Origin of the sequence: Bradyrhizobium sp. CIR48 (assembly GCF_014198315.1) — a bacterium.
In the GTDB taxonomy this organism is placed as follows: domain Bacteria; phylum Pseudomonadota; class Alphaproteobacteria; order Rhizobiales; family Xanthobacteraceae; genus Bradyrhizobium.
The window spans coordinates 132,780-149,970 of the sequence record NZ_JACIHG010000010.1 but is presented as its reverse complement, the minus strand read 5'-3'; the positions used below and the strand labels follow the sequence as shown (position 1 = coordinate 149,970).

At 57.5% G+C, this 17,191-nt stretch carries 15 protein-coding genes; 10 read left to right on the top strand and 5 right to left on the bottom strand.

The genetic code is table 11. The features are described from left to right. Positions 1-45 precede the first annotated feature (45 nt). The 5 genes from GGD66_RS28700 to gmd all read left to right on the top strand — a co-directional run bounded on the left by GGD66_RS28700 (position 46) and on the right by gmd (position 4,744). Positions 46-885 carry a YqaJ viral recombinase family protein gene (locus GGD66_RS28700; RefSeq protein ID WP_312014199.1) on the top strand — a complete coding sequence of 280 codons (840 nt, stop codon included), beginning with the start codon at positions 46-48 and terminating at the stop codon, positions 883-885. A gap of 70 nt (positions 886-955) precedes the next feature. Further along, a complete protein-coding gene (locus GGD66_RS28695) occupies positions 956-1,183 on the top strand; it encodes a hypothetical protein (protein ID WP_183259710.1) in 228 nt (75 codons plus the stop codon). Positions 1,184-1,200: 17 nt separating this feature from the next. Next, positions 1,201-2,361, top strand: coding sequence for an ERF family protein (locus GGD66_RS28690; protein ID WP_183259709.1), 1,161 nt, complete (start codon positions 1,201-1,203; stop codon positions 2,359-2,361). Between the two features lie 443 nt (positions 2,362-2,804). After that, entirely contained in the window at positions 2,805-3,389 is a 585-nt protein-coding gene (locus GGD66_RS28685; RefSeq protein ID WP_246789003.1) for a transglutaminase-like cysteine peptidase, read from the top strand. Positions 3,390-3,652: 263 nt separating this feature from the next. Then, positions 3,653-4,744: a GDP-mannose 4,6-dehydratase gene (gene gmd / locus GGD66_RS28680; RefSeq protein WP_183259708.1), complete on the top strand. Its 1,092-nt coding sequence runs from the start codon at positions 3,653-3,655 to the stop codon at positions 4,742-4,744. Between the two features lie 85 nt (positions 4,745-4,829). Here gmd and GGD66_RS28675 read toward each other — a convergent pair whose 3' ends face one another. From GGD66_RS28675 to GGD66_RS28660, 4 genes are all read right to left on the bottom strand, one after another. After that, a complete protein-coding gene (locus tag GGD66_RS28675) occupies positions 4,830-5,819 on the bottom strand; it encodes an NAD(P)-dependent oxidoreductase (protein WP_183233126.1) in 990 nt (329 codons plus the stop codon). A 25-nt stretch (positions 5,820-5,844) separates the two neighbouring features. After that, positions 5,845-7,041, bottom strand: a complete 1,197-nt coding sequence (locus GGD66_RS28670) for a glycosyltransferase family 4 protein (protein ID WP_183259707.1) — start codon at positions 7,039-7,041, stop codon at positions 5,845-5,847. 33 nt (positions 7,042-7,074) lie between these two features. Beyond that, positions 7,075-8,049: a GDP-L-fucose synthase gene (locus GGD66_RS28665; RefSeq protein WP_183259805.1), complete on the bottom strand. Its 975-nt coding sequence runs from the start codon at positions 8,047-8,049 to the stop codon at positions 7,075-7,077. Positions 8,050-8,804: 755 nt separating this feature from the next. Further along, complete coding sequence (locus tag GGD66_RS28660) at positions 8,805-9,806, bottom strand: ABC transporter substrate-binding protein (protein ID WP_312014195.1); 1,002 nt, start codon at positions 9,804-9,806, stop codon at positions 8,805-8,807. A gap of 251 nt (positions 9,807-10,057) precedes the next feature. On the opposite strand from GGD66_RS28660, the gene GGD66_RS28655 reads away from it, so the two are divergent. From GGD66_RS28655 to GGD66_RS28635, 5 genes are read left to right on the top strand one after another with little or no spacing between them, the layout of a single operon-like run. Continuing rightward, positions 10,058-11,548: an undecaprenyl-phosphate glucose phosphotransferase gene (locus GGD66_RS28655; protein ID WP_246789002.1), complete on the top strand. Its 1,491-nt coding sequence runs from the start codon at positions 10,058-10,060 to the stop codon at positions 11,546-11,548. A 26-nt stretch (positions 11,549-11,574) separates the two neighbouring features. Then, positions 11,575-12,684, top strand: coding sequence for a glycosyltransferase family 4 protein (locus GGD66_RS28650; protein ID WP_183259705.1), 1,110 nt, complete (start codon positions 11,575-11,577; stop codon positions 12,682-12,684). Beyond that, complete coding sequence (locus GGD66_RS28645; RefSeq protein WP_183259704.1) at positions 12,681-13,835, top strand: glycosyltransferase family 4 protein; 1,155 nt, start codon at positions 12,681-12,683, stop codon at positions 13,833-13,835. Before GGD66_RS28650 ends, GGD66_RS28645 begins: the two co-directional genes overlap by 4 nt. After that, positions 13,835-14,893, top strand: coding sequence for a hypothetical protein (locus tag GGD66_RS28640; protein ID WP_183259703.1), 1,059 nt, complete (start codon positions 13,835-13,837; stop codon positions 14,891-14,893). Before GGD66_RS28645 ends, GGD66_RS28640 begins: the two co-directional genes overlap by 1 nt. Beyond that, the gene (locus GGD66_RS28635; protein WP_183259702.1) at positions 14,893-16,269 is read left to right on the top strand and encodes an oligosaccharide flippase family protein; all 1,377 of its coding nucleotides are present in this window, start codon (positions 14,893-14,895) and stop codon (positions 16,267-16,269) included. Before GGD66_RS28640 ends, GGD66_RS28635 begins: the two co-directional genes overlap by 1 nt. 104 nt (positions 16,270-16,373) lie before the next feature. Here GGD66_RS28635 and GGD66_RS28630 read toward each other — a convergent pair whose 3' ends face one another. Next, positions 16,374-17,120, bottom strand: coding sequence for an FkbM family methyltransferase (locus GGD66_RS28630; protein WP_183259701.1), 747 nt, complete (start codon positions 17,118-17,120; stop codon positions 16,374-16,376). Between the last annotated feature and the right edge of the window lie 71 nt (positions 17,121-17,191).

Here is a 17,191-nt window from a genome sequence, read left to right as displayed (position 1 = left end):
GTGCGGCCCGCGGGCCGCTCATGGCCACCCCCAAAGGAGATACCGGTGAGCACGCTTGCAGCCAATGGCGCCGAGGCGCCCCATTCCCCCCTCTCGTTTAGGACCAACGATCGCCGCGCCTTCATCGGCGGCTCGGACGCCCACGTCATCATGGGCAGCGATGCGGCAGCGCTGCTCCGGCTCTGGCAGGAAAAGCGCGGCGAGGTCGAGCCCATCGATCTGTCGAGCGATCTCATCGTCCAGCTTGGCACGGCGACCGAGCCCCTCAACCGCGCCTGGTACGAGCGGCAAACCGGCCACGCGATCGAGCACGTTCAGCGACGGGTTTTACACCCGGTCCACCGTTGGATGGGAGCGACCCTGGATGGGCGGGTGCACCAAACCGGTGATGTCTTCGAAAGCAAATTCGCGCTGCCCTGGAATTTCTCGGAGGAGGCCGCAGCGGAGAAGCACATGGCGCAGCTGCAGCACAACATGTGGGTCACCGCGTCCCGCAGCGCCGTTCTCTCCATCATCACCGGCGGAGGCAAATGGGTCGAGATCAAGATCCATGCCGACCCGCTGTACCAGCATCTGCTGCTGACCGCGGAAAAGAAGTTTTGGCGCTGCGTGCAGACCGGCGAGGCGCCGCAGCTGTTTGGCGTCGAGCCGCCGCGGCCGCGGCTGGCGGCGGTGCGAGTGGTCGACATGGCAGGCTCAAACGCCTGGGCGGAACTGGCCGCGCTCTATCGCCAAACCCGGACCGCGGCGCTGGAACACGAGCGGGCGAAAACGGAGCTCAAGGCACTGGTGCCGGAAGACGCCAAGGAGGCGAGCGGCCACGGCTTGCGCGCCAAGCGGTCCAAGGCGGGTGCGATCAGCTTCGAAGTGATCGACGCCGCGTAAGCGGCCTGCCGAGACCAACCACGGTGCAACTGGACCCGGCGCGGGCTCCCACGCTTGAGAGAGTCTATCGATGCAGCCACCGTTTGACTTCGTCCATCTCGACCCCTCCACCGATCCGCCGGAGCCGTATCAGGAGGCATTCGAACTGCTCTGGGAGTTCTGGGCCAAACTGCACGGCTTCGAAGCGCCCTGCGCCCAAGACCACGTGCTGCTCGGCCTGGTCCGTCACCTCAAGCACCAGCTGGTCATTGCCGGAGTCGTCTTGGCGGTCCAGCTCGACGTTCTGAACAACCGATGATTTCAGCGGAGACGGCAATGCAGCGTTCCAGCGAGACTATCGGCCAGATCGCCGGCGCGTTGGCCAAGGCGCAAGCCGAGCTGGTCAACCCCGAGAAATTATTGACCGCCACCGTCATATCGCCGTTCCCACGCGAGGAGAGCCGCACCTTTCGCTACGCTTCGCTCGCCAGCGGCCTTGACATCGTGCGCAAGTGCCTCACCCGATACGAGATCGCGACCGTGCAGGCCACCGCGATCGATGCCGGCACCGGGCTGATCAGGCTCACGACCACCCTGCTCCACAGCTCTGGCGAATGGATTGCCTCCGACTGGCCGGTGTGTTCAGTCACCAACACCGCCGCCCCACACCGGATGGGCGCCGCCCTGACCTATGCCCGGCGCTACGCGCTATTCACCCTGGTCGGCATTGCCGGCGAGGACGATCTGGATGCGCCGGACCTGACGGCTGGCCCATCGCTCACGTCGCAGACCGCACCCGTGGCAAAGGCGAAGCCGGCCAAAGGCGTTGTGAATCAGCCGCTGCTGCGAGATGCGCAAGCATCGGCCGAGCTCCGGGACCGCCTGCTTGGCGAGTTGGGTTCACTGCTGAGCGGGGACGAACTCCTGAATTGGGCCAAGACCAGCCTGCCGCTCAAGAACACGCTCTTGGAGCGGGACGCTCGCGCGATTGAGGCTGTCTATCAGACGCGGCTCGAGGCAACCGTCCCTTGCGAGATCAGCATCGCGCCGCACCAGCTCGCCGTTGCAACACCGGTCCCCGCGGGGAGACTGGTTCAGGACGGCGCTAAGCGCGCCGGCGCAACCGAAGATCAATCCGCCGCGGAGCCGAACATCGGGCTTGCCTTCCCGAAAGAAGCGTCGCGGAAGCGCAGCAAGACGCACCTTGCGTTCGTGCGCAGCCAGCCCTGCCTTGTCTGCAAGCAGACGCCCTGCGATCCCCACCATCTCAAATTCGCGCAACCGCGAGCTCTCGGCCGCAAGGTCAGTGACGAATTCACGGTGCCCTTGTGCCGCACGCACCATCAACAGCTGCACCGCCATGGAGACGAAAGGGCATGGTGGTCGGATGTGCAGATCTCACCGCTCCTCGTTGCAAGCGAGTTGTGGGCAGCGAGCCCAATCCATGAGCGTGCGGCAGCATCCGCCATATCAACCTGCGCCCGGCCCGGTCCTTGAGACGACCCCATGATGAATGGCCGTGATGGGTGCTTCTGTTCACCTTCACGACCTCAGCTTCCGTGGTGTGCAGCAGATCCGATGCGGCCGCTTTAGGGCCGGAACGAGATCTTTGAAAATTTGCCACCTAACGTCATATCGGCATCCATTGAAAGCGGCGAATGCAGACAATCCGGGTGTCACTGCCCTAGCTGGAGCTGCTCGAGTCCATCCTCGATCACTCGGAGGTCATCAAGTAAAGCATCCCGAGAGTCAGTCGAAATAATGCTTGATGTGCACCTCAGATCCTGCAGGTGTTCGAGGCCACAGACTCCTATACCGTGGCAGCCTTCACCTCGTTCAGATCAAGCGCGCGCACGCTGCTCCACGATTGTGCATCGATTGCCTCACAATTGTCATGGCGCTTCCATCGCATCGCAATATACTTCGCCTAGCAATCAGGAATGTCAGGCGAACTTTCGATGATCAGACATGCAGCCCGCATGCTGGCCATAATGTATTACGTTTGCGGCCAGCCCGCCTATTCGAACTATGAATCCCAAGCGGTGACGCCACCGCTTTCATTCTCTCAATTCTGCATTCAATATCCCGAGGACTGCCGGCGCCATGACGATCGCAGGATCCGAGACTTCCGCTCTTCAATCCAGCGCTGGCGCGAACTCGCCCAAATCAATTCAACGGTTAACCTCGGCATAGCGCCGAAGGATCCGCCCGCAAGCCGACGCGACGCGGAATGGCAGATATTTCCTGACGAAGGCAATTGCGGCGACTATGCCGTCACCAAGCGCCATCTGCTGCTGCGATCCGGCTGGCCCAGCTCGGCCCTCCTTCTCGCTGAGGTCGTCATTCGGGCAACCGGAGAGCACCATCTTGTGCTGCTCGTGCGTGAGGGAAGAGCAGTCCTCGTACTCGATAATCTGAGTCCGGTGGTCACGCCGCTTGTGGATGCTTTGGATCGGTTCACTATCCTGCGTGCGGAGTCGGGAGCGGACCCACAACGGTGGACACGAGAAGTCGCGACCTTCTAGCTGGCCTCCGAACCGGGCCAAGCCTCATATGGTCATGAGATCCGATCTGGTTTTTTCCGCGGCTTGGAGGCCTCTCGCCCGACTACGGTCAAACGAGGGACGCACACCTTGAATGGCACTGCGCCTCGCACGCACTCGGAGGAGATCTTTGGCGCGCCGGCGGGCGCCAGACGCTGTTAATCTAAGCTTGATTTTCGCTCCATTTCGCCCTCCCTAACCAGGTCAATTTCGTGTAAGCACCAATTTCCATTTTTGGGACTGATATGACAAAGAAACGAGCACTTATTACCGGCGTCACTGGGCAGGACGGCGCCTATTTGGCCGAACTTCTTTTGCAGAAGGGATACGAGGTCCACGGCATCAAGCGCCGGACCTCGCTGTTCAACACTGATCGCATCGATCATCTGTATCTCGATCCGCACGAGCCTGATCCGCCCTTTCGGCTCCACTATGGCGATCTGACGGACTCCTCGAGCCTGATCCGGATCGTCGGCCAGGTGCAGCCGGACGAGATCTACAATCTCGCGGCGCAGAGCCACGTTGCCGTCTCGTTCGAGGAGCCGGAATATACTGCGAACTCCGACGCCCTTGGCGCCCTGCGCATCCTTGAAGCTATGCGCATTACAGGCTTGGAGAAGAAGGCCCGCTTTTATCAAGCGTCGACATCTGAACTTTACGGCTTGGTCCAGGAGATCCCCCAAAAGGAAACCACGCCGTTCTATCCCCGCTCGCCGTACGCCGTCGCCAAGCTTTACGCCTACTGGATCACGGTCAATTACCGTGAAGCCTACGACATGTATGCCTGCAACGGCATCCTCTTTAACCACGAGTCTCCGGTCCGTGGCGAAACCTTCGTCACTCGAAAAATCACCCGGGCTCTTGCGCGCATTCATCTCGGCTTGCAGGAGCGCCTTTACCTCGGCAATCTGGACGCCTTGCGCGATTGGGGACACGCGCGCGACTATGTCGAAATGCAATGGCTGATGCTGCAGCAGGACAAGCCAGAGGATTTCGTGATCGCGACCGGCGTGCAACACTCTGTCCGAGATTTCGTGAATGTCGCTGCGAACGAAGTGGGCATGACTGTTCGTTGGGAAGGAAGCGGCGTCGAGGAAAAGGGATATGACGCCAAAACCGGCAAGTGCGTCGTTTCGGTCGACCCCCGATATTTCCGCCCCACCGAAGTCGCGACGCTTCTTGGTGACCCATCAAAGGCCAAGCAGAAACTCGGCTGGGAGCCCAAGACGTCGTTCGAAAGCCTGGTTCGAGAGATGATGAAAGAAGACCTCGAATCCGCAAAACGGGACGAACTCATCAAGCAGCACGGCTTCAGATATTATCCACGCCACGAGTGATGGCGGTCAGGTACGGTGCGGCCAGAAGGGCGCTGTAGCTCTTCTGGCAAGAATTGGGCGGTCTAGAGCGGCTGACATGCGGGTCTTACTCGAACCGTCCGGCGGGCGACTGCGAGCGCCAGTCGCGCAAAGCAGCCGCCAGGTCAAATTGTCGAACGAAGCCATCGTTCTGCAATTTTTTCGGAACGATGTTGGTAGACCTAAAAAGCTTGAGCACGCGGGCTCGATTGATCGAGGTCTTCAGGCCGAGCTTGGAAAGTAGCTCAAATGCCAGCCCTCCCAGAAGAATCAAGCTTATCGGAATTGTAAACCTCGGTTCTGGCAAATTGGCTACCCGGCAAAAGGCTGCGCAAATGCCTTCCGTTGTCAGCGGTTCGTCGAACGCAAAATTGTAGATGGTGAGCATCTCTTCGCTGCTACGTGCGAATTCGAATGAGGCGACCAAATCTTTGACGTATCCGCAGGCTTTTTTGGTGTCTCTCCGGCCGGGATAGAAGAATGCCCTTCTCTCCAATGATCGAGCTAACCTGGTGAAATTCCCACGTTCCTGAAACCCAAATACAACGGCTGGCCGGACAATCACCAGCTTTCGATCTCTCGGCTCTTCTAATTGCCAACTCTGATGAATGCCTTCGGCTAGAAGTTTCGATTTCCCGTACGAACTCTCCGGATTAGGATCCGAGAATTCAGAGATCTCATCTTCACTCGGGCCGTATACTGAGATCGAGCTTGTAAAAAATAACGTTTTCGCTTTTGTAATCCGGGCATACTGCGTCACGCTCAAGGCGCCGGATACGTTGGTCCAGTAGTACTCCCAGTCCTCCGGACCCGGAGTTACGTGCACTGCCGCAAGATTGTAAATGTCAGTCACCCCAGGTGCTAAGTCCGCCGGAATTGGCAACCTTACATCGCAAAATGTATATTCAACACCTTTCGTCCTGAATCTCGGCTGGGGCGCGATATCCGCGCTCACGACTCGAGCATATTTACCTGAATTCACAAGCTCACGAGCAAGATGTGAGCCGATGAATCCGTGCCCGCCGAATATCACAGCAATTCTGCCCCCGATCTCCATTAGTTGCCCCTGTTTCCTTGAAATGTCATGCCTTGCCAATAAGCGCTAGATATTGGTTCATAATGGTTTGCTTGTTCATGCACTCGGCCACGAAAGTGCGGCCGTTCTCGCCTTTTCGCGATAACTCGTCCTTGCTATCGAGAAGGCTGGTGACTGCTTCGAACAAGCCATCCTCGTCTCCAGGCGCAACGCAAATTCCTGCTCCAGAGCGCTGCGTGAGCACGTCGAGCGGACTTCCGGTCTCGGCTATACAGACATATGGTCGTCCAGCCGCCATGATTGAGAAGAGCTTAGATGGCAATGCATAGTTCGCCACGTCCAGCGCCTGTGGCACCATGTGGAGCGTGGCGGCCTGCAAGCTAGGGACAAACTTGTCCGCATCTACCAGCGGCGCAAATCTGGTATTTGTCACGCCGGCCTGCTGAAACAGGCGAACAATCCGTTCTTTTTCCGAGCCGTCTCCCTGCATCACGACTTTGATGTCGGCCCTTTCGAGTGAAAGGCGTTTGATCAATGGTAGAAGCTGATCTAGATTCTGCTTCTTTCCAAAATTTCCGGAATACATCAATGCTGGCGGGTGGGCTGGAATGGGCGATTCAGACGCAGGTGAAGCCCAAATAGAAATGACGTCGATCGGGCTCGTACACCCGATCTTCTCAAGCTCGCTCTTCATGCCTTCCGTCAGTACGACGACCCGATCCGACCGATTGAGTACGAAGCTCTCCACCCGCTCCATCATTCGCAGTATCAGCGGGTTCTTAGCAATACCGAGTGACCGCGCTAGCCCACTTTCGATATCGTGAACGATGGTTAGCACCTGTGCGCCACTGGTTAATTTCACCAATAATGCAGCGAAGACCGTCAAAATACTCGGAACGTAGGCGATAACAACGTCTGGTCTGCTGAAACGTCCAAGCAATGCCTTCCGACAAACTGAAATTACAAAGCGAATGTCGTTTTTCACGCGCTCCTTGAAACCGCCAGCGCCTCTCTCACTTACACCGATTCGAGATACTTTGATGTCTTCAAACGTCTCTTCGTCGCGACTCCCATCGCTCCACGCACGGAAATTTTCTGCCGTGGGATAATGCGGTCGAAAGGCTATTGTGTGCAGCCGATGCCCCGCCCCCTGCAAATACCTTGCAAGGTCGGTACAATAGGGTGCGGACCCTATCTCTTCCGGCCAAAAATAAGGAGACAGATAAAGAATAGTCTTTGTCAAAATTAAAAACCCCAGTGCAACCGCAATTACGACCTACGACCCGACGATCGCATCCAGCCTGCGCCCCCCACTCTGCAGGAAATCATCGTACGCCGCCGCCAGACCGGACCGAAGAGAGGTGTTCGGCCGCCAGCCGAGCGCTCTAATCCTAGAGCTATCTAGCAGCTTGCGTGGCGTACCATCGGGTTTAGACGTATCGAAGACCAGCTTGCCCCTGTAGCCCACAACGCCCGCAACCGTTGCCGCAAACTCAGCAATAGACAATTCGTCGCCACTGCCAACATTGATCGGCAGGTCACTCGAATAGTTCTTCAGAAGGAAAGCGCAGGCATCTGCAAAATCCTCGACGTTGAGAAATTCGCGGAGCGGCGTGCCCGTGCCCCACACAGTGACTGTCGGGGCCTTGGCAAGCTTGGCTTCGTGGAAGCGCCGTATTAGGGCCGCCGGAACGTGGCTATGATCGGGATGATAATTGTCGCCGCGGCCGTAGAGATTGGTCGGCATGACGGAGATGAAATCATCGCCATATTGCCGACGAAAGGCTTGGCACATCTTGAGGCCGGCGATCTTCGCGATCGCGTACCACTCGTTGGTCGGCTCCAGCGGCCCGGTCAGCAATTCGCTTTCGGCGATTGGCTGGTTGGCGTGCTTGGGATAGATGCAGGACGAGCCGAGGAATAGCAGGCGCCGCACGCCAACCGCGTGACTTGCGCGGATCACACTCAATTCCAGCGCAAGGTTGTCGCAGAGAAAGTCGACCGGGAAATTGTTGTTGGCTGCGATACCGCCGACCTTTGCCGCCGCGTGGACCACGACGTCCGGGCGATTGGCCTCGAGCCATCTGAGCGTGGGTTCTTCCTTTGTCAGATCCAGCTCACGCCGATCAGCCGTCAGCACGGTGCAATTCTCTGACGCAAGCCTTCGAACGACAGCCGATCCGACCATGCCGCGGTGACCCGCGACAAAGACACGTTTGCCCGTGAGATCGTAGGTTGAAACCCCTGTCATCGTATCCTCTACCGGCGTTCGATTGGCCGGATCGTCACTTCCGTGAGATCCAGCTACCGCCGCATTACGCAATCACGCTGCCGATGCAGCCCCGCCAAACTGGTAACACAATCTTCACCATGCAACAGCCAATCCCGGCCCGCAAAGATATTCATGGTGAACCCGTGCTGCGCGCACAAAAGAGCAGCACACGGCGTAACAAAAATGAGCAAGGCAGCCGCATGAGCTGTGCGGCTGCCTTGTAAATCTTCTAAAAAGCGGCGCTCGCCGCTCAGGTCAGCCGAACCTTAGTATGCCCGACGCAGGACAGGGCCGACGGGCGCGCAAACACGGTCCATATACCAGCCATAGGGCGTCTCGACCCGCACCAAGGGGCAGTGGCGCGACGGTACATATCTATATGGGTAGGGCTGCGCCCAGAACGTGACAGGCGTCGCCTGGCTTGCACCCGTGAGCAGGGCCGCCGGCGCCGGCATTTGCATCGCCGCGCTTGCTCCGCTCGCTGCACAGAAGGAAACGGTGGCGGCCAAAAGGCCTGCTCGCATCAAGGTCTTAAACATCTCAAAAAGCTCCTTGCCCCTGCGGATTTGGTCCATTCCCCGCGCCCCACCAGGAGGCTGCAACCCGAGAACCACCGCGAACCAGCCTGAATAGTAAAGCCTAGATTACCAAGGCTAGGACCGAAAAGGCAACCGACGCCGCAGCTTGGGGAGGCCCTTTGTAGCGATATGGCGCGCAACTGTGGCTTCTTGGTCCTATTTTTCTTCGCTCCAGGCGCCCGGGGCGGCAAGGTCGGGTGAACGTCGGTACACATCTCGAAGGAACTGATAGTTGACGGTCTGGGCCAGCGGCACGTCCTCTTCGCCAAGCTTGGCGAAGAGGAGAATGTCCCGAAGCGTCCGCCAACGGCTTTCGTCGTAATCGCCGATGCGCCCCCCTGTCGGCAACACCAGCGGACGCAGCTGCTGCAGTTCGAATTTCAGCCGCTCGGAATTCAGCCTGGCCGGTCCGGCGCCGGCGAGAACGGGCACGCTCCGTGCATAGTCCGCGTAGGTGAATTGCCATCCTCGGATGAGGCCCTGAAGGACATCGGCAATCATGGATGGCTGTTCATGGACGAGAGCGTTACTCGCGAAGTAGACCAAGCCAGGAACATGGATGCCGTAGTCTTGCGGTTTGATGACATTCAGCTTCGTGAACGTCGAACTGGAGGGATCCGGCTGCTCGTCGATGGCAGCGATGATGGCATCCACCTGCCCGCCCCGCAGAGCTTCGAAGCTGTCGCGGTCTGGCACTTTGGTGATCTGGCTTCGGGGCAGCCCGAGCTGCGCCATCATGGCGTCGAAAACGACGTCGCCTTCACTCGCCCTCCGGTATCCGACCCGCTTTCCGACCAGGTCGGCCGGACGCCGCAATCCCGAGCTTTCGAGCGTGAAAATCGCGACAGAGGTATCGAGGAAGCTCGCGGCGAAGGCGGTCACGGGCGCGCCGCGCCAGCTCGCCAGCAGGAACTTCTGGCCGCTCGTCACGCCGATGGCATGTTGGCGTGCAATCGTCTGGACGAACTCGGGGTCTTCGGGCTGGGCCGCCACCTCTATGCGGGAGGAGAAATACCCCTGTCTCGACGCCGAGAGCTCGCCGGCGAATCGCGCGCCATACTGGCCGTCGAGGAGGAGCTTGACTGTGCCGGCCGCGGAGGCCGTCGGAGCTCGTACGGGGGCCGCATCGGGGCGAAGAAGCAGAAGCGCGGTCCCCACCAAGGCCGCCGCAGCGAGGCCAATGGCAAGGTAACGCCTCCCTTTCGGCCGGGTCCGCCGCCGGGACTGGGTTCGGGGCAACGAGAACTTCCTAACGGGTTGTGAAATTTAACATATCAGTCGAGGCGAGATGGGCTACAATGAAGCTTCTGGGGTAAGGTTAATTTTCCCTTCGCCTTGTTTTAAAAGCGATTTTGACCGATAGCACGGCGCGTTCGGATAATGAATTTTGCGTCAATGGGCTTGGCAAGATGACAATTCTTTCCACTCGACCGGTGCCCGTCCCTGATTCTGCGACGGAAATTGGTGCGGTCGAGCAATCCCCGGCAACAGGCTATGCGCCGAGCTGGCTGCGTCCCGTGGTTGTCGAGCGGTTGATGGCTGTGGTCGATGCGGCGCTGATCGTATTCAGCGGGATCGGCTGCGCGGTTGGTTATCTCTTGGCGAGCGCAGGCGTTGTCGGCAAGGCCGACGTCTACGCGGCGGCTAGCTTCCTGGTCGCAATAAACTTCATCCTACTGACCATTGTGCAACAGGGCTACCGACTCAAAACGATTACCGACCTGCCGCGCACGTTCCGGATGACGCTGACGACATGGACCGGCCTGTTCGGCGCACTGCTGGCAATCGCATTCACGATGAAGGTCAGTGAGGGGTTCTCCCGCGGCGCCACGATCTCGTTCTATCTCGTTGGCCTCTTCTTGCTGCTTGCCTGGAAGACCGCGGCCGCGCGCTGGACCGCGCGGGCTCTGCGCACCGGCGCCTTCGCCAACGGCCGCGCGATCATGATCGCCGAGTTCGGCCTTGCCACCTCATCCAACGCGGTCGACGACCTCGGCCAGCACGGCTACCGCCTGATGCGGGTGATGGAGATCCCCGCCAAGGAGCTCGCCTCGCCGTTGCTGCTCTCATCGCAGGCACCGCGGTTCGAGGAGCTGATCAACTATGCGCGCGAGAACCGAATCGAGCACGTCTTCCTGTTGATGAACTGGAGCCGGCAGCACGCGATCGACAGCATTCTGGATGCGCTGAAGATCCTCCCCGTCCCGGTGCATCTGGTGCCGGACGCCAACACGGCGCGCTTCCTGCGCTATCCGCTGGTCGGCACAGGCAACACCTTCACCGCCGAGCTGCGCCGCGCACCCTTGTCCTGGAAAGAGCGTGCGCTCAAGCGGGCGCTGGATCTCGTCGGCGCCAGCTTTGCACTCCTGGTGTTCGCGCCCGTGATGCTGGTGACCGCTATCCTAATCAAGCTGACCTCGAAGGGCCCGGTGTTCTTCCGCCAGACCCGCCACGGCTTTGGCGGGCGCGCGTTTAAGATCTTCAAATTCCGGACCATGCGCGTGCTCGAGGACGGCCCGACCATCGTCCAGGCGCAGAAGAACGACCCGCGCGTCACGGGAATCGGCAAATGGCTGCGCAAGACCTCGATCGACGAGCTGCCGCAGCTTCTCAACGTGCTCAAGGGCGACATGTCGCTGGTCGGCCCCCGCCCGCACGCGGCCGCTCACAACACCGAATATGAGCAGATCATCGGCAACTACGCCTTCCGCCACCACGTCAAGCCAGGCATCACGGGCTGGGCCCAAGTTAATGGTTATCGCGGAGAAACCCACACGCTTGAGCTAATGCAGAAGCGCGTGGAGCATGATCTGTGGTACATTAATAATTGGAGCGTGGCCCTGGATATCAAGATCATCATGCGAACCGCTTTTGGTTTGCTCGATACATCCGCATATTAGTTCGCATTCAGGCCGACCACCCTATCATGAGCCCCAATCGACGTTTCATCGTGGCGATCGGACAGATTCCACCGCCAACAGACGGGCTCGCCTACATCACGTCGGAATACGTCAAGCTTCTCGCCGAGGATCACGACGTCAAGGTTCTGAACATTTCCCCGCGAGTATCGACGCGGGGTGTTGCCTACCATATCTCGAGGGCTGCAATCGTGCTGGGCGCCTCGCTCCATTTGGCGGTCAACGCATGGCGCGGAAACCGGGCCTGCTATATGCCATGCCAAAGCGACTTCGGGGTCGTCTACACGATGTATTTGCTGGCCGTTGCGCGGCTGTTCGGCTATCCGACCTATCTTCATCACCACAATTTCGGATACATCAATGAACGGCGCAGGCTGATGGAAGCTACGCTTCGAGCCGGTGGCCCAGCGGTTGTTCACATCTTCCTTTGCGACCATATGCGAACGCGCTTTTGCGCGACCTACTGGAAGCCGGAGCTCTCCCTGGTGATTTCGAACGCTGCGTTCGTGCCTCCTGCCGCCAGCCAAGCCCGTGCTTCAACTAGCGGCTCTCTCAGAGTGGGGCTTCTGAGCAACCTTAACCGCGAAAAAGGGCTCTATCTCTTTCTCGATCTGTTGCGCGCGGCGCGCGACCAAGGCTTAAACATCTATGGAACGCTGGCCGGACCGCTGCGCGAGCCGGACGACAAACGCGCTGTTGAAGCTGCGCAGAAAGAGTTCGGCGACCGCTTGCAGTACGCCGGTCCAATCTATGGGGCCGACAAAACTCAATTTTATGAGTCGATCGACGTGTTCGTATTTCCAACCATCTATAAGAACGAGGCCCAACCTACGGTGCTCTACGAAGCCTTGGCGGCAGGCAACGTCGTGATCGCTTACGAGCGGGGCTGTGTCGCCTCGCAGGTCGGCAACAACGGGATCATGGTACCGCAAGGCGAGCCGTTCGTCCCCGCAGCCCTTGCTTCGTTGCGCAATCTTGAGGCGAGCCAGGAACACATGGCATCCCGTGGTTCCGTAGCTTGCCAAATGACTGAGATGCACATTGCCGAAAGGGCGAAAGCGCGAAGAGCGCTTTCGGCCCTCCGTCGGTTTCATAGCGGCAGAGATTTCATTTCATGAAGATTGCGATTTGGCACAATATCATGTGGTCTCGCTACAAGGCGGGGGTGTTCTCCTCAATTCACCGCCAAGCCCAGGCTGAAAACATTCCGGTGAACTTTTATCAAATCGCCGAGACCGACGCGAACCGCGCCGGACTGTCTCCAATCGATCAAAGCTGGCATCAGTATCCATTTACACTGCTGTTCAAAGGCGCGTCGTCAGAGATTTCCCCTTTCAAACTGTTGTGGAGAGCAGGCCTCCTGACCTGGAAGGACCCCGCCGACCTATTCATCCTATCCGGATACGAGAGACCCGTTGTATGGCTGCAAGCTCTTATCCTGAGCTTGAAGCGCCGACCATTTGCGCTGTTCTGCGACTCGACTTTGTACGACCAACCTCAAAGGTTTTGGAAGGGGATTGCCAAGCGCATCATCTTCAACTGGGCTGATGGCATCTTCTGCTATGGCGTCCGAGCCATGGAGTATGTGAGCTATTATGGCGTGCCGAGTACGAGGAGCTTCGTTCGATGTCAAGCAGCAGCATTGCCCAAGGACTATTCGGTCGAGAAGGCTCACCAACAACGACTTGAAAAAGCTCCGCAGGAAGCCGCCCCTCGCTATTTGTATGTAGGGCGCCTATCACCGGAGAAATCCTTAGATCACCTGCTGCTCGCGTTCGAACAAGTCTCGCTCACCACACCTGGAGCACGACTCGTCCTTGTCGGAAAGGGCCCACAAGAACAGGACCTGCGCGACCTGGCAATCAAGCTCGGGATTCAGCAGAGGGTCATCTTTGCTGGGCCCAAGTACGATAAGGCACTCTTCGAACAGTATTCCAGCGCTAGTTGCTTGGTCTTGCCCAGCTACAGCGAACCTTGGGGACTGGTCGTCAATGAAGCGCTTAGTTACGGCTGTCCTGTGCTGGTCAGTTATCGCTGCGGATGCGTGCCCGAGCTTGTCGACGAGGGCATAACAGGTTTCTCCTTCGAATGGGGAAACGTCGCTGAGTTGGCGGAGAAGATGGCTCTTCTCCCGCGCACGCTTTCTGATGTTGAAAAAACGGCGCATGCTTGCCTTAAGCGGATCGCACCCTTTACGCCAGAAGCGGCCGCCAACAGCATCCTCCAAGGCTGCTTCACGATCATGAATAGCCAGAATCAGATCAGGTGATGACAAACGCAAAGTCGGCTTCCGTGGCGCGTCGAAACTCGAACGCGGTTAATTTGGTGAACTTCTCGAACGATGGGCACCGTCCGTCATACAATCAAGTTCTCACGACCGCCCTTGCGCGGCTGGACATTGATGTTCGGGAGAATGCACGCGAGGCCACTACCGACTTCTTCCCAATCATAGATGACAACATCCCCGCTTTTCTGCGGCAAGCGCTGCTGAACATGGTTAGAGGTCGGCGCACGGTTGGACTCTTCTTTCGCCCGGCTGAGTGCTTTCTTCCGAAGGATCCGAGAAGGCTGAAGCGACTTGTGTTCACCGCCTTCAAATACCTTCCCAATACGGCAATCATCTCTATTCTACCCTTCGAAATTGACAAGCGGTTCGAAACTATCGCCACGGACTGGATCTTCGACCCCCAATTTTGGGATGCCGACTTCCTTCCGGAAATTCGGCTTAACCATCGCAGCGGCCTCGCTGACCAAATACATCGAGCGGCGAACGGGCGAACGGTTCTCATTGCGATGGGCGCCCAAAATGGGATGAAAGGGTTCGATTTCTTCGCCCGTCTTTGGTGCGAAGAGAACGAGCTACGAAAGCATTTCTTGTTCGTTGCTGCAGGAGCGGTTGCGGAACAGAGCAAGGTCTGGGCTGAGCGCTTCAATCAATCTGAAGGACTCCTGTTTGACCGCTTTGTGTCAAATCCAGAACTGTTCGAGTTGTATGATGCTGCCGACGCTGTTTGGAGCTGCTACGCCCCGTACTACAATCAATCATCCGGCGTCTTCGGTCGAGCATTTCAGCTCGCAAAACCCTCCGTCGTCCGGGAAGGCTCCCTGTTAGTCACGCTTGCCGAGAAGCTCGATCATCCATGCGTGCAGCTTCCTTTTGATGAAATCCGGGCCGCGTCGCGTAGCCTTTCCGACTGGCGACCCAAGATCGGCAATCCTCACGCTCTCGAAAAGAAAATCGATAAGATACGGAAACGTGATCTTCTCACTCTTGCGGCGGCCTTAGCCCCGTCGCGGACCAATGCTCACACTTCAAGAGTTACTTGATGAAGATTGACCTCAAACGAAATTCTGTGTGGTCAATTGCCGAGGTATTCGCAACGGGCATTTCTCTTTTCTTGCTCTACAAATACGTGGTCTCAATCCTCGGTCTCAAATCGCTAGGCATTTGGTCATTGGTGCTTGCGACCACATCCCTTGCTCGCCTTGGCGACCTAGGTGCCGCTGCTGGTCTAAGTCGGTTCATTGCTATTGCGGTCGCACGGGGCGATCACGCAAGGGCTCGAGACTTCGCCGAAACAGCTTTGCTTACAAATTTTTCGTTATACCTAATCGTAATGGCGATTCTCTTCTACCCGCTCTGGTGGGGGATTCAATTCGTGATCCCCGCGGACTCGCTAGATGAAGCACGACACCTCCTTCCGTATGCAATGGCATCTTTTGCGCTGCTAAACGTCAATTCCGTTACACTGACGATACTCGTTGGGAAGCAGAGAACCGATCTTAAATGCAAGATCGTAATCCTTAGTTTGGTTGCCCAAGCTGCGACGGTCCTTACAACTGTGCCTTACGTCGGTCTTACGGGAATGGGATGGGGCCAACTCGCGCAATACGCGACCTCCATTATCGGATCTTGGATTACTTGTCGCTCGTTACTTGGGCCTCACACGGTATCCATCGTTCCCCGGCACTTCAGTCGCACTGCTTTCAAGGAATTGTTTGGATTTGGACTGAAACTGCAATTCATGAACTTGATCTCATTCTTGTTTGACCCCGCTGTAAAGCTCGTCATATCAACCGTTTCGGGAGTAGAGACACTCGGAATTTTCGAAATGGCACAGCGAATGGTCTTGCAAATTCGGCATGTAGTCGTCGCGCCGATGCAACAGCTGGTACCGGCGTTTGCCCATCTTTGGGAGTCGAATCCGACAGAGGCGACAGCGCTTTACACGCGCGCGACGACTGAGGCGATCATAATGGGAATTCCGCTGCTCCTGCTAACTGGGATCGCCTCTCCGGTAATCTCCATGATTTGGATCGGCTCTTATCAGGTTAACTTCGCGCTATTCGCAAATCTTCTTTGTCTTGGGTGGATCGCAAATGCGATAGCTGCCCCATCGTATCTTGTCGGCTTAAGTCAAGGCACGATTAAGTGGAACGTCGCGGGTCATATAATGACGAGCGCTGGCGGCACAGCCTTGGCTTACTTGTTGGGAACCCAGTTCGGATCCGTATATCTGGTGCTCGGTGTCGCCACAGCCCTTGCCGCGGGCTCTCTCCTAACTATGGTGCTCAACTGCTGGAGCTACGGAATTGAGCCGTTTCCAACACCACAGCAGCTGACTGCAGCTATAGGCTTGCGATCCAGGAATGTACTCAGCAGGTTTAGAGGCTTGCTCTTCGGGCCTTGGAAACTATCGTGATCCTCTCTGACCGACGCTGCTCTCTCCCAAAATTTCGAATGCCGCATTCCTTTACAACCAAACCTCGCCGAGAGTTGTCTACTTTCGCCATACACAGAGGATTCTCAAACATCTAACGGGCGCACAAAAACACCGTCGACTTGAAGAACCTCGTTATTGGCTGGGTCAGAAAATCCCTCACACAAAGCAATGCAACGAAATCCTTTTCCCTCCAACAAGCTAAACACCTCGGCGAATGCCGCGCCGCCCTGGTATAGAGGAGCCAGCGACAATTCAACGAGAACAACTGCAGCTTTTGAAAGGGTGCTCTCAGCACCACGAAGAACTTCAAGCTCAAACCCCTGGGTATCCAGCTTTATTCCCAACGGAGCCTCTGTGGTGGCGGAAACAACATCGTCCATCCGACAGATTTGGATCTCTTCCGTACCATTAAACGATGATGCCTCACTCGCCCTCGTCGATCGTTCGGTAACCTGTAGCAGCGAGGAGCTTGCAAGGTTCTTAGATATATTTATAGTTGTTGTACTGGCCTCGCGACCCAGTGCCATTTGGGGAGCTATTTCCCACAACGAGTCTGCGTGGGAAACTTGGCGCATTACTGCATGAGCTTCGCTAAGAGGCTCAAAAGAGATTAGTCGTCCGCCGTAGCCGTGCGACCGTATAGCGAGGCCAAACTGGCCTCTGTTGGCGCCGACATCCAGTATGGTTCGTACGCCCAACTCCTGTGCCTTCACCGCAAAGAGGCGATTCGCATCGCGAAAGACATGGTCGAACTCTACTCTAATGCCGAACTGACGAAAAACAGTCTTGACCAGCGTCAAAAAGAGTTGTCTAGGCGCTCCAAACATCATTCAACCTCAATGCATCCACCGGCTCGCGATCGCGATTCATTTCGATCGTACTCGCTGCTCTACGATCCTAG

Excerpts from the sequence above, each read along its gene's own strand:
- GGD66_RS28645 (WP_183259704.1), top strand. The coding sequence starts at position 12,681 with ATGAAGATTGCGATTTGGCACAATATCATGTGGTCTCGCTACAAGGCG.
- GGD66_RS28665 (WP_183259805.1), bottom strand. The coding sequence starts at position 8,049 with ATGACAGGGGTTTCAACCTACGATCTCACGGGCAAACGTGTCTTTGTC.
- GGD66_RS28635 (WP_183259702.1), top strand. The coding sequence starts at position 14,893 with ATGAAGATTGACCTCAAACGAAATTCTGTGTGGTCAATTGCCGAGGTA.
- GGD66_RS28630 (WP_183259701.1), bottom strand. The coding sequence starts at position 17,120 with ATGATGTTTGGAGCGCCTAGACAACTCTTTTTGACGCTGGTCAAGACT.
- GGD66_RS28655 (WP_246789002.1), top strand. The coding sequence starts at position 10,058 with ATGACAATTCTTTCCACTCGACCGGTGCCCGTCCCTGATTCTGCGACG.
- gmd (WP_183259708.1), top strand. The coding sequence starts at position 3,653 with ATGACAAAGAAACGAGCACTTATTACCGGCGTCACTGGGCAGGACGGC.
- GGD66_RS28675 (WP_183233126.1), bottom strand. The coding sequence starts at position 5,819 with ATGGAGATCGGGGGCAGAATTGCTGTGATATTCGGCGGGCACGGATTC.
- GGD66_RS28685 (WP_246789003.1), top strand. The coding sequence starts at position 2,805 with ATGTCAGGCGAACTTTCGATGATCAGACATGCAGCCCGCATGCTGGCC.
- GGD66_RS28690 (WP_183259709.1), top strand. The coding sequence starts at position 1,201 with ATGCAGCGTTCCAGCGAGACTATCGGCCAGATCGCCGGCGCGTTGGCC.
- GGD66_RS28650 (WP_183259705.1), top strand. The coding sequence starts at position 11,575 with ATGAGCCCCAATCGACGTTTCATCGTGGCGATCGGACAGATTCCACCG.
- GGD66_RS28640 (WP_183259703.1), top strand. The coding sequence starts at position 13,835 with ATGACAAACGCAAAGTCGGCTTCCGTGGCGCGTCGAAACTCGAACGCG.
- GGD66_RS28695 (WP_183259710.1), top strand. The coding sequence starts at position 956 with ATGCAGCCACCGTTTGACTTCGTCCATCTCGACCCCTCCACCGATCCG.